General features: G+C 67.0%; 14 protein-coding genes and 1 tRNA gene. 7 read left to right on the top strand and 8 right to left on the bottom strand.

What is annotated here, in order from left to right:
* The first annotated feature begins 177 nt into the window (after window positions 1–177).
* A complete protein-coding gene (locus NN4_RS23950) occupies window positions 178–1,380 on the top strand; it encodes a cysteine desulfurase-like protein (RefSeq protein ID WP_107659911.1) in 1,203 nt (400 codons plus the stop codon).
* A 163-nt stretch (window positions 1,381–1,543) separates the two neighbouring features.
* Here the strand turns inward: NN4_RS23950 and NN4_RS23955 are convergent, their stop codons facing one another.
* The gene (locus NN4_RS23955; RefSeq protein ID WP_147135509.1) at window positions 1,544–2,533 is read right to left on the bottom strand and encodes an NAD(P)H-quinone oxidoreductase; all 990 of its coding nucleotides are present in this window, start codon (window positions 2,531–2,533) and stop codon (window positions 1,544–1,546) included.
* Window positions 2,534–2,825: 292 nt separating this feature from the next.
* Between NN4_RS23955 and NN4_RS23960 the strand changes: the two genes are divergently transcribed.
* On the top strand, window positions 2,826–3,236 hold the full coding sequence (locus NN4_RS23960; protein WP_308633336.1) for a MarR family winged helix-turn-helix transcriptional regulator: 411 nt from the start codon (window positions 2,826–2,828) through the stop codon (window positions 3,234–3,236).
* Window positions 3,237–3,260: 24 nt separating this feature from the next.
* Window positions 3,261–3,345: transfer RNA gene (locus NN4_RS23965), tRNA-Ser, on the top strand.
* 344 nt (window positions 3,346–3,689) lie between these two features.
* On the opposite strand, the gene NN4_RS23970 is transcribed toward NN4_RS23965, so the two are convergent.
* The 6 genes from NN4_RS23970 to NN4_RS23995 all read right to left on the bottom strand — a co-directional run bounded on the left by NN4_RS23970 (window position 3,690) and on the right by NN4_RS23995 (window position 9,295).
* Window positions 3,690–4,013 (bottom strand): hypothetical protein, encoded by a 324-nt coding sequence (locus NN4_RS23970; RefSeq protein WP_147135512.1) that lies wholly within the window; start codon window positions 4,011–4,013, stop codon window positions 3,690–3,692.
* Window positions 4,014–4,626: 613 nt separating this feature from the next.
* The gene (locus NN4_RS23975) at window positions 4,627–5,877 is read right to left on the bottom strand and encodes an ABC transporter substrate-binding protein (RefSeq protein ID WP_147135515.1); all 1,251 of its coding nucleotides are present in this window, start codon (window positions 5,875–5,877) and stop codon (window positions 4,627–4,629) included.
* Window positions 5,867–6,934: a branched-chain amino acid ABC transporter permease gene (locus tag NN4_RS23980; protein WP_147135518.1), complete on the bottom strand. Its 1,068-nt coding sequence runs from the start codon at window positions 6,932–6,934 to the stop codon at window positions 5,867–5,869. The genes NN4_RS23975 and NN4_RS23980 overlap by 11 nt, the downstream gene beginning before the upstream one ends.
* On the bottom strand, window positions 6,931–7,818 hold the full coding sequence (locus tag NN4_RS23985) for a branched-chain amino acid ABC transporter permease (RefSeq protein ID WP_246181046.1): 888 nt from the start codon (window positions 7,816–7,818) through the stop codon (window positions 6,931–6,933). The genes NN4_RS23980 and NN4_RS23985 overlap by 4 nt, the downstream gene beginning before the upstream one ends.
* Window positions 7,815–8,540 carry an ABC transporter ATP-binding protein gene (locus tag NN4_RS23990; RefSeq protein WP_147135521.1) on the bottom strand — a complete coding sequence of 242 codons (726 nt, stop codon included), beginning with the start codon at window positions 8,538–8,540 and terminating at the stop codon, window positions 7,815–7,817. The genes NN4_RS23985 and NN4_RS23990 overlap by 4 nt, the downstream gene beginning before the upstream one ends.
* Entirely contained in the window at window positions 8,537–9,295 is a 759-nt protein-coding gene (locus tag NN4_RS23995) for an ABC transporter ATP-binding protein (RefSeq protein ID WP_147135524.1), read from the bottom strand. The genes NN4_RS23990 and NN4_RS23995 overlap by 4 nt, the downstream gene beginning before the upstream one ends.
* Before the next feature lie 219 nt (window positions 9,296–9,514).
* Between NN4_RS23995 and NN4_RS24000 the strand changes: the two genes are divergently transcribed.
* The 4 genes from NN4_RS24000 to NN4_RS24015 all read left to right on the top strand — a co-directional run bounded on the left by NN4_RS24000 (window position 9,515) and on the right by NN4_RS24015 (window position 12,239).
* Window positions 9,515–10,816 (top strand): PucR family transcriptional regulator, encoded by a 1,302-nt coding sequence (locus NN4_RS24000; protein WP_147135527.1) that lies wholly within the window; start codon window positions 9,515–9,517, stop codon window positions 10,814–10,816.
* Between the two features lie 129 nt (window positions 10,817–10,945).
* Window positions 10,946–11,359, top strand: coding sequence for a phage holin family protein (locus NN4_RS24005; RefSeq protein ID WP_147135529.1), 414 nt, complete (start codon window positions 10,946–10,948; stop codon window positions 11,357–11,359).
* Window positions 11,356–11,985, top strand: coding sequence for a DUF3618 domain-containing protein (locus NN4_RS45790; protein ID WP_147135531.1), 630 nt, complete (start codon window positions 11,356–11,358; stop codon window positions 11,983–11,985). Before NN4_RS24005 ends, NN4_RS45790 begins: the two co-directional genes overlap by 4 nt.
* A complete protein-coding gene (locus tag NN4_RS24015) occupies window positions 11,982–12,239 on the top strand; it encodes a DUF4235 domain-containing protein (RefSeq protein WP_107653649.1) in 258 nt (85 codons plus the stop codon). Before NN4_RS45790 ends, NN4_RS24015 begins: the two co-directional genes overlap by 4 nt.
* Before the next feature lie 9 nt (window positions 12,240–12,248).
* Here NN4_RS24015 and NN4_RS24020 read toward each other — a convergent pair whose 3' ends face one another.
* The gene (locus NN4_RS24020; RefSeq protein WP_147135534.1) at window positions 12,249–13,376 is read right to left on the bottom strand and encodes a nitric oxide synthase oxygenase; all 1,128 of its coding nucleotides are present in this window, start codon (window positions 13,374–13,376) and stop codon (window positions 12,249–12,251) included.
* Window positions 13,377–13,737 lie beyond the last annotated feature (361 nt).

Below are 13,737 nucleotides of genomic sequence, written 5' to 3' on the forward strand. Positions count from 1 at the left end.
CCAGGTTGCCCGGTCCTCGTCATAGGCGCGGGGCGGCGTTCTATTCTGTTCGGGTCGTGTGGTTCGGATTTGCTGAAAGTCGGTCGCCATGCTGAGTCCCAGGTCGCTGTGCCCCCGCTGTGAAGCGGAGGGGAACACGGTTACACAGGCTCGCCCGCTGCCCTTAGAGTGGCCAACATGACTTACGACGTCGCGAGGGTTCGGGGCCTGATACCGTCCCTCGGCGACGGCTGGATCCATCTCGACCCGCAAGCGGGCATGCTGGTGCCCGATGCGGTATCTCGCGCCGTCTCAACAGGATTCCGAACTTCCTCTTTTTCGCATATCGGTCGCAATGGTGCGGCGGTGCGTAGCGCCGCCATTCTGGACGCGGCCCGCGAGGCGGTGGCGGATCTGGTGGGCGGCGATCCGGCGGGCGTTGTGCTCGGCCCGGATCGGGCCGTGCTGCTCGCCTGGTTGGCCGAATCCTTGAGCTCGCGGCTCGGGCTCGGCACCGGCATCGTGTTGTCCCGGCTGGACGACGAGGCCAATGTCGCGCCGTGGTTGCGCATCGCCAATCGCTACGGCGCGCACGTGCGCTGGGCCGAGGTGGAGATCGAGACCTGCGAGATGCCGTCCTGGCAGTTCGAGGAGTTGATCGGGCCCACCGCGCGGCTGGTGGCACTCACCGCCGCCTCGCCGATCGTCGGCTCCGCTCCCGCGGTCCGGGTGGCCGCGGACCGGGTGCACGAGGTGGGCGGACTGCTCGTCGCGGACGCGTTCGGCGCGGCGCCCTACGCGCTCATCGACATCGACGAACTCAACGCCGACGTGGTCGCGCTGAGCGCGCCCGCCTGGGGCGGTCCACAGATCGGCGCGCTGGTATTCCGCGATCCGGCCTTCCTGGACCGAATTCCCTCGATGTCGTTGAACCCCTACGCGAAGGGCGCCGAGCGGCTCGAGGTCGGCGGACACCAATACGCCCTGCTCGCCGGGCTGACCACCTCGATCGACTTCCTGGCCGGCCTCGACGAGCGGGCGCGCGGCAGTCGCCGCCAGCGCCTGGAGATGTCGATCACCTCGCTGCAGGACTACCACGATCAGCTGTTCGAGCACCTGATGGATGTGCTGGACAAGATCCCGAACCTGACCGTGATCGGCCGGGCCTCCACCCGAATCCCCACCGTCAGTTTCACTCTCGCGGGCATGCAGGCCGAGAAGGTCGCCGCCAAGCTCGCCGACAACCGCATCGGCACCCTCAGCGGTGTACACGGTGGCAGTCGGCTGCTCGACGCGCTCGGCGTGAACGACGAAGGCGGCGCGGTCACCATCGGCCTGGCGCCTTACACCACCAAGTTCGAGATCGACCAGCTCGGCCGCGCGCTCGCGGCGATGGAGTAGTCGAGCGCCGTTCTCTCGCGCTCCCGATCAGCTCCCCGCGCCCGTATTCGCCAGCAGCTCACGCGCCCGAATTCGCTGGCAATCGCTGCGCGCCATGGCAATTCGTCCGCGAGGTGAGGGCAGCCGCGTCAGTCGGTGACGTGAGCGGCATCCCCGTACGAGCTCAGAGCTCCTGTACTCGCAGCACGACCTTGCCGAAGGCGTCGCCGGATTCCAGCAACCGATGCGCCTCGCCCGCTTCACTGATCGGCAGTTCCGCGTGGATCACCGGCGCGACGGTGCCGTCGGCGACCAACGGCCACAGCTGCCGGCGCACCTCGGCGATGATCTCAGCCTTGCTGCCGTGGCCGGTGGCCGGCCGGTTGCGCACATTGGTGGCGTGCACCGTGCCCCATTTCCGCAGCAGCGCACCGATATTCAGCTCGCCGCCGACCCCGCCCTGCATGCCGATCACCACCAGGTGCCCGAAATTCGCCAGGGCCTCGACATTGCGGGCCAGATAGGCCGCGCCCATGTTGTCCAGGATGACGTCGGCGCCCGCACCGTCGGCCCGCACCGCGGCGACGAAATCGTCGTCCCGGTAGTTGATCAGCACGCTCGCGCCGAGTTCCTTGCATCGCTGCAGCTTGTCGGCCGACCCCGCGGTGACCGCGACCCGCGCGCCGAGGCTGCGCGCCACCTGGATGGCGTGCGTGCCGATCCCGCTGCCGCCACCGTGGATCAACACCAGCTGACCCGCTTGCAGCCCAGCCGTCATGACCAGGTTCGACCACACCGTCGCCGCCACCTCGGGCAGCCCGGCGGCCGCGCCGAGATCCAGCCCGTCCGGCACCGGCAGCAGTTGCGTGGCCGGGACGACCACCTTTTCGGCGTACCCGCCGCCGGAGAGCAGCGCGCATACCCGGTCGCCGACCTGCCAGTCGTGCACGCCGTCACCGAGCTCGGCGATGACGCCGGAGCATTCGAGACCGAGCACCTCGCTGGCACCCGGCGGCGGCGGATAAAACCCTTGGCGTTGCATCAGGTCGGCGCGGTTCACCCCGGCCGCCGCCACCTCGATCAGCACCTCACCGTGACCGGGCGCGGGATCTACCGCCTCGGCCCACGTCATTACCTCGGGTCCGCCGAATCCGTTCAGCTCGATAGCGCGCACGGGTTCCATAGTGCCCCCGTCCGCGCCGTCCCGAACTGCGGGCCCCTCGCGAGCGGTCGCGGCACCGGTCGGCTCAGGCGCAACCACAAGCGCATTCTCGCGGTTTCGCGAACCGCGCCGAGCTGGAGAGATCACTGCGCGAGACTGTCCACTGAGCGATACATCTTTCCCCACAGGGAATTTCCGCAGTTGAGGGCGGCATAGAATGAGCACCGTGCATCCAGAACCGAGTAGTCCCGTGGCCGAACCGAGGTGGCTCACCCCGGCGCAGCAACGGGCCTGGCGGGCCTATATGGATGGCCACCAGCGACTGATGACCGCGCTGAACCGGCAGTTACAGCGCGACAGCGACCTCAGCGTCGCCGAATACCGCATCCTGGTGCTGCTGTCGGAAGCGCCCGGGCGTGCCTTACGGATGAGCGAACTCGCCGACGGCGTGCTCTCCTCGCGCAGCCGCCTCACCCACCAGATCCGGCGCCTGGAAGGCGAGCGCATGGTGCGCCGCAACACCTGCCTAGAAGACGGCCGCGGCGTCCTCGCCGAGCTCACCGACGAGGGCATGCGCCGCCTCGAAGCCGCCGCTCCCGGCCACGTCGAAGCCGTCCGCCGCGACTTCGTCGACCTGCTCACCCCGCACCAGCTAGAGGTCATCGCCGAAGTCTTCGCCCGCATCGATCAGGAAATCGGAACGCGCCCCCTCTGACCCGTCCGCTACCATCGTGGTCCTGGAGACGTGGCAGAGCGGCCGAATGCACTCGCCTTGAAAGCGAGCGTCGAGAGATCGACCGGGGGTTCAAATCCCTCCGTCTCCGCAACAGACGCCCAGGTCACGCCGTTGGCCTGCGGCGTCCACGCGTTCGAATCGGCCGAACGGTGACCGTCTTGTCACGGTTTGTCACAACCGCGTCAAGAGCGGCGGCCCTACGGGCCGCCGCCGCCGCGCTCACGACGCGCAACGGGCCTACGCTCCGTCCCTCCGCCGCCCCGGCGCAGTCGGCGCGTCGGCGACGGCCCGTACGGCCGAGTGCCCCGCTCATCTACTAGGCTGACCTCTACCGCCATCGAGTAGCGCTGAGCACAGCGTTCGCCGTATCCGACCTGCTCTTCAGAAGCAGTGGTCGACTATGCCAGCGCCTCTGGTTGGCGCTCCGATGGTCTAGCGATAATCGCCCTCGCACTGGATCCCATGGAGCTCTGTCTTCGATATGTACGTCGTGATACACGCGATCTTTTCTCCGTCGACCGTGCCCCGGATATACACCTCCGGATGGGTCTTCTCCCCGTACTTGTCTTCACCGGCCTTCTCGAATTTGCCCGCCTCGGGCGCGCCACCGACCGCCGAACAGTCATGGCCGTACACGCCACCGCCTGCCGGGAACACCAAGGCACACTCGTACCCCGGATCGGCAGCGTAGGCCGTTGAAGCGGTTGCTATCCACCCTGCACCAGCCAATGTGGCCACTGCGACCAAGGCAGTCATCCGGGCACGATCAAAGGACATAGCGGTTCCCGTCCGTCGAGGTGTACCAGCCAATCTGATTCACCGTACGTTCCCGTATTCGGAGCCGAACGCAGTCTGGATAGACAGAGCAGTGGTGCCACCTCGACACGACTAGGGAAGGGGGCAATGCTTAGGCGATTCGGTGATTGTCACGTTCTACCGATCGACGTGGCCGGGCTGGGTATCCGCCTCCTCATGGCCCAATGATCTGACTTCGCCACGGGAGAGTAAAGGGCGCTTCGCGTCGCTGCGCGATGCCTACGGCACCCTTGACTATCCCTCTCTCAGCACAGGATGGCCGGTATGAGGAAGCGGGGTTTCTAGGTGCCGGATAGACAACCTATCCGCGAAGGACCACGACAGGGTGATGGTGTCACGCAGGTGTCACAACTCGGCCATACGACCCCGGACACGACGAGACCCCCACGGAAGCATTTCGGCACTTCGCGTAGGGGAATGGACATCGGCAGACGACGAGCGGACCTCAGATATTCGACTTGAAAGCGAGCGTCGAGAGATCGACCGGGGGTTCAAATCCCTCCGTCTCCGCAACAGACCTTGACCTGAACCAGCAGGTCAAGGTCGTGCGCGGCTACTTGCCGGTGTTGATCAGGTCGCCGATGAGCGTCCAGTGGTCACCTTCGAACTTCTGGATCCGCATGGCTTCGAGCGGGAACGCGTCGCCGGGGCCGGTCTTCACGGTGATGCCGGGCAGCAGCAGGCCGATATCGATGTTGTCGAGGGCCCGCATGGCGTCGCGGAGTCCTTCGCGGGTGGGGCATTTCGCCGCTTCCATGGTCTTGTGGAAGGTCTGCGCCATCGCCCAGCCGACGGCCGTGTACTGGTTGGTGGGGTCGGCGTCGCGGGTGTACTGGGCCACTTTGTCCCGGTAGGTGCGCATGCCGGCGTCGGCGTCCCACTGCGCGTCGGCGGGGTCCTTCATGAACGCGACCGACACCACGTTCTGCACATTCTGGAAGCCGACCTGCTTGAGCATGGTGACGCTGTTCGCTACCTGCGCGAGGATGTGCAGCGGGTTCCAGTCGGTGTTGCGTGCATCGGCGGCCAACGCCTGCGACGCGAACTTAGGGGTCGAGAAGTTCAGCAGCACATCGGCTTTCGTGTTGGCGAGATTGCGCAGCTGCGGTTCCACGGTCGGGTCGGTGACCTCGTAGCTCTGCTCACCCACGATCTTGATGCCGCTGCCCGCGACGGCCTCGGTGAAGCTGGTCAGCAGGTCTTTGCCGAAGTCGTCGTTCTGGTAGAGCACCGCGACAGTGGCGTTGGGCCGCTGTTCGCGGACGTAGCGTGCGAACGCCTGCCCCTCGGCCCGATAGCTGGGCTGCCAGCCGATGGTCCAGGGGTGTTCGGTGTCGCTGCCCCATTTGGTCGCACCGCCCGCGATGAACGCCTGCGGCACCTTCCGCTGATTGAGGTAGTCCCACACCGCGGCCGAGGTCGCCGTGCCCAGGGTGGAGAAGACCGCGAACACCTGATCCTGTTCGACGAGCCGCCGGGTTTCCTCCACCGTTTTGGGCGGCTGGTAACCGTCGTCGCGGATCAGGAACTCGACCTTGCGCCCGTCCACCCCGCCTTGCTCGGCATTGACGTAGTCGAAGTACGCGCGCACGCCCTTGGGCAGTTCGCCGTAGGCGGAGGCGGGCCCGGACAGCGGGTAGACGCCGCCGAGTTTGAGGCTTGTCTCGGTGATGCCGGTGGTCTGCTGCCCCTTGCAGTCGCCCTGTCCCACGGTGCCGCCGTCTTCGCCGCGGCCACCGCAGGCGGTCGCCGTGAGCAGCACGGCCACCGCCGCTCCCACGGCTCGGATCGCCTTAGTGCGCATGGGTTTTCCCTTTCCGAAGGAGGTTTTCCAGCCAGCGCGCCGCCCGACCGATGAGCCCGGCCAATCCGTTCGGCGCGAGGTACATGACCGCGATGATCAGCAGTCCGAAGATGACGCCCGGCGCGGCCTGGTTGATGTCCTGGGCGAAGCTCGGCACGTACAGCACGAACAGCCCGCCGAGCAGCGGTCCCCACTGGGCGCCGAGCCCGCCGACGACCAGTCCGGCCAGCAGTGTGATCGACAGCCCGACCGCGAACGAGTCGGGGGAGACGAAGGCGATCACCCAGGTGTAGACACAGCCCGCGACGCCGGCGAGCATCGCGCTCCAGGCGAAGGCGAGCGTCTTGTAGAACGCTGTGCGCACGCCGAGCATCTCCGCGGCGATCTCGTTGTCCCGGATGGCGTGTAGTGCGCGACCGACCCGCGATCTGAGCAGTCCCGCGACGAGCAGGAAGCACAGCCCGGTGGTGACCAAGGCCAGAAAGTACAGCCACTGGTCCTCGGCCAGCCCGGTCCATTGCGGCGGCAGGGGTTTGGTCAGGGTCAGCCCCATGGACCCGCCGGTCAGCGTCTCGAATCGCTTGAGCAGCGGCACCAGGAAGATCGCGATGGACAGCGTGACCAACGCCAGATAGAGCCCGCGCAGCCGGAGCGCGGGCACGCCGAGCGCGAAGCCGAGCACGAACGCCACCAGCGCCGCGACCGGCAGCGTCGCGAGATACGGTGTGTCCCAACGGTTCATCAGCACCGCGGTGGTGTAGGCGCCGATGGCGAAGAACGCGCCGTGTCCGAGTGAGATCTGACCGGTATGTCCCACCAGCAGATTGAGCCCCACCAGGGCGATCGCGTAGATCATCGCCATCGCGAGCTGGAAGGTGCGAAACGGCACCAACTGGAACGGCGCATAGCAGGCGAGAACGATCACCGCGGCTACCGCGAGCCATCGCCAGTGTTGTGCCGCGAGTCCGCGCAGCGATGTCTTCCGTGGTGGCACAGCCTGTTGCACAGCGAGTTCGGCGGTCACCGTCTCGGTGACCGGCTTGGTGGTGTCGCTCATACCCGCTCCACCGCCGCCCGGCCGAACAGGCCTTGCGGCCGGACCAGCAGCACGCCGAAGATGATCACCAGTGGCACACCGATCTTGAGTTCGGTCCCGATCACGTCGACGTATGCGCCGGTGAGGGTTTCGGCGATGCCGACGATCAAACCGCCTGCCACCGCACCGCCCGGGCTGTCGAAACCGCCGAGCGTCGCCGCCGCGAAGGCGTAGATGAGGACCCCGCCCATCATGGTGGGTTCGAGGAAGAGCAGCGGGGCGGACAACACCCCCGACACCGCGCCGACCAAAGCGGCCAGCCCCCACCCGAGCGAGAGGACGGTGCCGACCCGAATCCCGACGAGCCTGGCGGACTGGGGATTACACGCGACCGCCCGCATCGCCAACCCGATCTTGGTGTAGCGGAACAGCAGATACAGCAAACCCATCACCACACCGACTACCGCAAGCACACCGAGGTTGCCGTATCCCGCGGTCACGCCACCGGCTCGTAATGCACCGTCCGGGAACGGATTCGGGAACGACTTGACCTGGAAAGACCAGATCCAGCCCGCTGCGGCGTTGATGAAGAAGAACAACCCCACGGTCACGATGACCAGCGTCAATTCCGGGGCGCCTTCGACCGGCCGGATGATCACCCGTTCGATGAGCATCCCGCCGATGAACGAGACGATGAGTGTCGCGATAAGCGACAACCAAAAAGGAAAGCCGTGCTGCATGAACTGCCACGCGAGAAAAGCCGAGAACATGGCCAGCTCACCCTGGGCGAAATTCACGATCCCGGTGAACCGGTAGATCAGCACCAAAGCCAGCGCCAGCCCGGCGTACAACGCGCCGGAACTGATGCCTTCGAAGATCTGCTGTAGGAATCCGGCCACGATCACACCCGGTATCCGAGGTAAGACCTGGCGACCTGCTCGTCGGCCTTGATCTCGGCGGCGGTGCCGGACAACACGATTCGGCCGGTCTCGAGCACGTGCGCCTGATGCGCGTTCTCCAGTGCCAGATGAGCGTTCTGCTCGACAACGATCACCGTGGTTTTTTCCTCTTCGTTGATGGTGTGCACGATGCGAAAAAGCTCCTGGGTGACCAGCGGCGAAAGCCCGAGCGACGGCTCGTCCAGCAGCAACAGTCGGGGCGCCAGCATCAGCGCCCGGCCGATGGCCAGCATCTGTTGCTGGCCGCCGGACAGGCCACCGGCCGGCTTGCGCAGGTTGTCCGCGAGCACCGGGAAGTAGCCGAACACCCGCTGTAGGTCCGTCTCGACGCGGGCGCGATCGCGACGTGGGTACGCGCCGAGCCGCAGGTTCTCCTCGACGGTCAGCGGCATGAAGGTGCCGCGCCCCTCCGGCACGTGGGCGACGCCGAGCCGGGCCATCGCCTCCGGTGCGCGTCCGGTGACTTCAGCGCCGTCGAGCCGTACCGTGCCGCGCGGCCGGATCATGCCGCAGATAGCGCGCAGCAGGGTCGATTTCCCCGCACCGTTGGCGCCGAGGATCGCGCAAACCTCGCCGCGGCGGACCGTGAAACTCACTCCGTGCAATACCTGGGCACCGCCGTATCCGGCTCGCAGCTCGGTGACGGACAGGAAGGGTTCCTCGCTCATGCCGCCGTCCCCAGGTACGCCGCGATGACGGCCGGATCACGTTGCACCGCTTCGGGATCACCCTCGGCGATCAGCCGCCCGAAGTCGAGGCAGACGACCCGATCGCAGGTGCCCATGACGAACCCCATGTGATGCTCGACGACTATGACCGTCAGATCCGATTCGTCACGCAGCGCCCGCAGGCGATCGGCGAATTCGCCGACCTCACTGTGGTTGAGCCCGTTGACCGGCTCGTCCAGCAGCAGCAACCGCGGCTGGACGGCCAGCGCCCTGGCCAGTTCGATCCGTTTGAGCGTGCCGAACGGGAGCCCGGCAGCCGGATGATCGGCCACGTCGGCCAACTCCAAACGGTCGAGCAGCGCGTCGATTTCGATGCGTAAGGCTCGCTCCTCGCGACGCACCCGCGGTAACCGCAATGCCGCGCTGGTGAATCCGGCACCGGCCCGGTGGTGTGCGCCCACCAGGACGTTGTCGCGCACCGACATCCGAGGGAACAGCCCGAGATTCTGAAAGGTTCTGGCGATCCCGAGCGCGGCGAGCGCATCCGGTCGCACGGTCAGCAGATCGGTGTCCAGATAGCGCACAGCACCCGAATCCGGCAGGTGGCGGCGGGTCAGGCAGTTGAACAGCGTGGTCTTCCCGGCGCCATTGGGTCCGATCAGGCCGACCATCTGTCCCGGCTCCACCCGGAATCCGACCTCGTGCAGTGCGGTGATGCCGCCGAAGCGGACGGTCAGGTCGGATATTTCGAGCATTCGGCCTCCCAGCCCACGTTTGAGACGTGGGAAAAAATCCCTGCGCGACAACAACTTCAGCTGCCCGCCTGGAGTGCAGATGGTCAGCGTAAGTGCGCTGGTCAGCGGGCACATCGGCCGTGGAGGCCAAAGCCGCCCCGCGATGTTGTCCTCGCCGGACATGGACGGCCCGGCTCTAGTCGTGTTGACACCCCCGATACAGCGATGGAGTATCCGCATATGTCAGCTGGGTCACATTCGGACAGCACGGTGTATCCGGACGAAGTACAGGCCGAGCGCATTCGAATAATCGGCAACGCCTATGCCCAGGCGGAGGAGATCGCCGACGCCGGACTGTCGGCGATCCTCGCCCAGATTCCCAGCTACGCGGCTCGCGACAGCACCTTCCACGCCGACGTGCACGATCAACTGACCAGGCTGTGCCGGTGCGGGCTCAGCGCGTTCCTGGAGCACCGCAAGGTGACCGTCGAGGAACTCGCCTACACCCGCCGGGCCGCGGTGCGCCGGGCCAGGGCCGGGCTCACCCTGGTCGACTACATCACCGCCTTCCGGCTCGGCCAGCAGGCGACGTGGAAGGCGCTGCTGGCCTTCGCCGGTGAATCCGAGGCCGGGCGGCAGGCCGCGCTGTCGATGGTCGCTCCACTGGCGCGCTACAACGATCTGGTCAGTACCGAGGCCGCCAACGCCTACCTCGAGTTCCAGCAGGCGTGCTCGGCCGACTTCGGTCGCGAAGGACAGGACCTGCTGGAACGGCTGCTCGCCGGCGCACTGCCCGAGCGGGGACCCCTACTCGCCAAGGCAAGCGCGCACGGCATCGGCGCGGAGAGCACCGCCGCGATGGTGGTCGTCACCGCGACCGTGCTCGACAGCCAGCTGCGCGAGGCGCAGGACGGAACCGACACCGAGGCAAGACAACTCGCCGCCGCGGCGATGGCAGGTGTCGGCGTCAACGGACTGCGCACCCTCGCGGTGGTGCGCGGCAGCGAGATCATCGCCGTCCCCGCGCTCAACCGCAGCGCGAGCACCGGCGAACTCTGCGAGCGACTACAGGCGATGCAGCGCAAACTGAGCGCGGCAGGCATCACCCTCGCCGTCGGCGTCAGCACCGTCGTCGCCGGCATCGCGCAACTGCCGAAGGCGTACCAGCAGAGCCGCAACGCCCTCGGTCTGCTGCTCGAGGCGGGCGGCGTACTGGCGCTGCCGCACATCACCCCGTTCCGCTACCTCATGCTGCGCGCCGACGACACCGCCCGCCACCTCATCGACCCCGGGATCGCGGCGGTCCTGTCCGACGACCGGACCCGCGGCGGCGTGCTCGCCGACACCATCCGCGCCTTCGCCGCCGCCGACATGAACCTGCGCGAAGCCGCCGACACCCTGCGCATCCACCACAACACCGCCAAATACCGCCTGCGCCGCATCCAAGACCTCACCGGCCGCAGTGTCCGCAGCGTCAACGACCTGATCGAGTTGCTGGTGGCGATCGAGCTACAGCAGCCCGCGGCGCCGGTCGGCTCCTGAGTGGTTGACCGACACCACGTTTGGTGTCCAGGGCAGGGGCGATAGGTGCCGCCCCGGCTTATCGCCGCCCAGAACGCGTGTTTGTCACCCGCGACGCCGGGTAACCGGCCGTCGACTGGGAGGTGCCAAATGACAGAAGCGCGGAGCGGGCCACCGGCGGAGACTCGGTCGGTCGGCGAACTGGTCAACGACGCTACCGAGCAGATCAGCAGGCTGATCCGGGACGAGTTGCAGCTGGCCAGGCTAGAGGTACAGAAAAAGGGCAAACTCATCGGCCGTGGTGCCGGGCTTGCCGGAGTCGGCGCCCTCTTGGCGCTCTACGGCGGAGCGGCCTTGATCGCCGCGGCGATATTCGCCTTGGCGATACCGCTACCGGCGTGGGCTGCGGCGCTGATCGTCGGTGGAGTGCTGGTGGTCGTCGGTGCCGTACTCGCCCTCCTCGGCAAGAAGGACGTCCAGGAGGCGGTCCCGCCGGTGCCGCAGGAAGCGGCCGCGGGCGTCAAACGCGACATCGAAACCATCAAGGACGGGAGACACCGATGAGCGACCAGGGACGCCGGGCCGCCGACGACACCACCGAAGTCGACACGCCGATCGTGAGCGGTCCGATCGAAGAGGAAGCACTGCGCGCGGACCGTGATGCGACCAGAGAACAACTCGGGCAAACGGTTTCGGAGCTGACCGACAAACTGGACGTCAAGGGTCGAGCGCAGGACAAACTGCACGACACCGCCGACACCGTGCGCGAAAAGGCAACGGAGGCAACCGAAGCCGCCGCCGAGAAGACCGCGCAGGCCAAGTCCGCTGCCAGCCGCAAGGCGGCCGAAACCAAGGAAGCCGCGGCCAAGAAGGCTGCCGCGACCAAGCAGGCCGCGAGCAAGAAGGCCACGGAGGCCAAGGAATCCACCAGCAGGAAGGCCGCCGAGGTGGAGGCGGCGACCGCCGAGAAGGCCGCGCAGGTGAAGCAGGCCGCCGAGGAGAAGGCACAGCAGGCCAAGGCGCAGGCGCGCGACCTGGTCGACAAAGCCGAAGCCGCCACCCCCGAGCCGGTCGTCGAACGCGGCAGGCAGGCCGCGGACGTGGCGCGTCGGCAACCCGCCGCCGTGGCCGGTGCCGCGGCACTCGCGGCGCTCATCGTCTGGTGGATCCTGCGCAGGCGGCAGGCATGAAGACGCTGTACAAGCCGCTCGGCATGCTGGTCAGCGTGGTGGGCGGCCTCGCGGCCAATGCGGCGTTCACCCGCGTGTGGCGAACCGTCAGCGGTGAGGACGAAGCCCCCAGCGCCACGGCGCGGAACTACACCTGGAGCGAGGTCTTGATCGCCGCCGCGCTCCAGGGTGCCATCTTCGGCCTCGTCAAAGCCGCCATCGACCGGGCGGGCGCGACCGGCTACAAGTCGTTGACCGGCACCTGGCCCGAGTAACCGGCTGGTTCATTCGTCGCCGCTGAAATCCCGGCGGACGAAGTTGGGGCGGATGTCGGGGTCCGGCGGATCGTAATACCGGTGGAACGTCGGGGTCAGACCCGACGAGATCGGCGGGTTGATCCAACTCCAGTCGGTCGGGCAGGTCCGGCCCGCGGCCTCCTCCCGTTTGACGTGATCGCAGAACTGCTTTGCCACCGTGTGGTGATCGACGATGTACACCCCCGCTTTGCGGAAGCTGTACAGCACCGCGCGATTGAGTTCGACCAGCGCCGAGTCCCGCCACAGCGTGCGCTCGGAACGCGTGTCCAGGCACATCATTTCGGCGATCAGCGGCAGCATGTTGTAGCGGTTGGTGTCGCTCAGGTTGCGTGCGCCGATCTCCGCGCCCAGATACCAGCCGTTGAACGGCGCGAACGGGTAAGTGACACCGCCGACCTCGAGGTTCATGTTGGAGACCGCGGGCAGCGCGTGCCAGCGCAGGCCCAGCCCGGCGAACCACTCGAACTCCGGGTGCTCCAGTTCCACCTCGCGGGCCAGCTCGGGCGGAATGTCGAACCAGCGGATCGGCTCGTCCGGCGTGCTGATCAGTAGCGGCAGAATGTCGAAAGGTGTTCCGGCACCGCGCCAGCCGAGTTTCATCGCGAACTCGGTGAGCGTTACATTCGCGGCATCGCCGGTGACGGTGCCGTCGCCGTTGCGGTAACCGGCGTAGCGGATGAGCTGCGGGCTGACGATCCGGAACTCGCGCCCGTCCGGCTGCCGCGGCGGTCCGACGGTGATCATCGATTGAATAGCACCACCATTGGTGGCCATCTGCAGATGTTGCCAGCAGACCTCGGCCAGATCACGCGCGGACCGCACGCGCCGCGCGTCGAGCAATTTCAAGGAGCGCCAATGCTTTCGGCCGACACAGCGGGCGTGATTGCGCCACGCGAGCTTGGCGCCGATCAGGATCTCCTCGGCGGTCTGCAGATAGCCGCCGGTCTGTTCGAGCTGCTCCAGCGCGGTGCGGCGGCGCTGGGACGACAGATGGGCCAGTTCCGGCATGCGGAAGAATTCGTCGCACTCACGTAGCCGGCGTTTCAGATCGGTACTGAAAGGCTGTGTGTCAGGAGAGTTTTCGAACGGTGGCACGGGTAACACAGGATTCACGGTTTTCTCCGGTCGGGCATCGGTACTGCGGTGAAACAGACAAGTTCGAGCGGGAGAATTCGTACGGGCGCGTGGCCGACACCGTCGCCCGCCGGTGGCCCGCGCGGGTGGGCACGCAGGGTGATGCCGCGAATTAGCTTCGGCTCGAAGGAGAGTGCGCGCCGACACGGGCTGTCGCGACTCCGTACCGAGCGGCCGGTCCGCTTGCTGGGCATAAGCGCAGCGCGGCGAGCTCGGTGCCGATAGTGCGGATCCACGATCATGTGCGTCCTTGGTCATGCCCGGGAGAGGCCCGGAGAGTAGCGTACGGCGGGTGTGCTGGCGGTGTGCCCGGATTTGCTGG

Source organism: Nocardia ninae NBRC 108245 (assembly GCF_007990755.1).
GTDB classification, from domain to species: Bacteria; Actinomycetota; Actinomycetes; order Mycobacteriales; family Mycobacteriaceae; genus Nocardia; species Nocardia ninae.

Bases quoted from the DNA above. Each gene is read 5' to 3' on its own strand.
- NN4_RS24000 (WP_147135527.1), top strand. From the start codon at position 9,515: ATGTCAGCTGGGTCACATTCGGACAGCACGGTGTATCCGGACGAAGTA.
- NN4_RS23975 (WP_147135515.1), bottom strand. From the start codon at position 5,877: ATGCGCACTAAGGCGATCCGAGCCGTGGGAGCGGCGGTGGCCGTGCTG.
- NN4_RS24005 (WP_147135529.1), top strand. From the start codon at position 10,946: ATGACAGAAGCGCGGAGCGGGCCACCGGCGGAGACTCGGTCGGTCGGC.
- NN4_RS23960 (WP_308633336.1), top strand. From the start codon at position 2,826: ATGGATGGCCACCAGCGACTGATGACCGCGCTGAACCGGCAGTTACAG.
- NN4_RS24015 (WP_107653649.1), top strand. From the start codon at position 11,982: ATGAAGACGCTGTACAAGCCGCTCGGCATGCTGGTCAGCGTGGTGGGC.
- NN4_RS23970 (WP_147135512.1), bottom strand. From the start codon at position 4,013: ATGACTGCCTTGGTCGCAGTGGCCACATTGGCTGGTGCAGGGTGGATA.
- NN4_RS23980 (WP_147135518.1), bottom strand. From the start codon at position 6,934: ATGAGCGACACCACCAAGCCGGTCACCGAGACGGTGACCGCCGAACTC.
- NN4_RS23990 (WP_147135521.1), bottom strand. From the start codon at position 8,540: ATGAGCGAGGAACCCTTCCTGTCCGTCACCGAGCTGCGAGCCGGATAC.
- NN4_RS45790 (WP_147135531.1), top strand. From the start codon at position 11,356: ATGAGCGACCAGGGACGCCGGGCCGCCGACGACACCACCGAAGTCGAC.
- NN4_RS23995 (WP_147135524.1), bottom strand. From the start codon at position 9,295: ATGCTCGAAATATCCGACCTGACCGTCCGCTTCGGCGGCATCACCGCA.
- NN4_RS23950 (WP_107659911.1), top strand. From the start codon at position 178: ATGACTTACGACGTCGCGAGGGTTCGGGGCCTGATACCGTCCCTCGGC.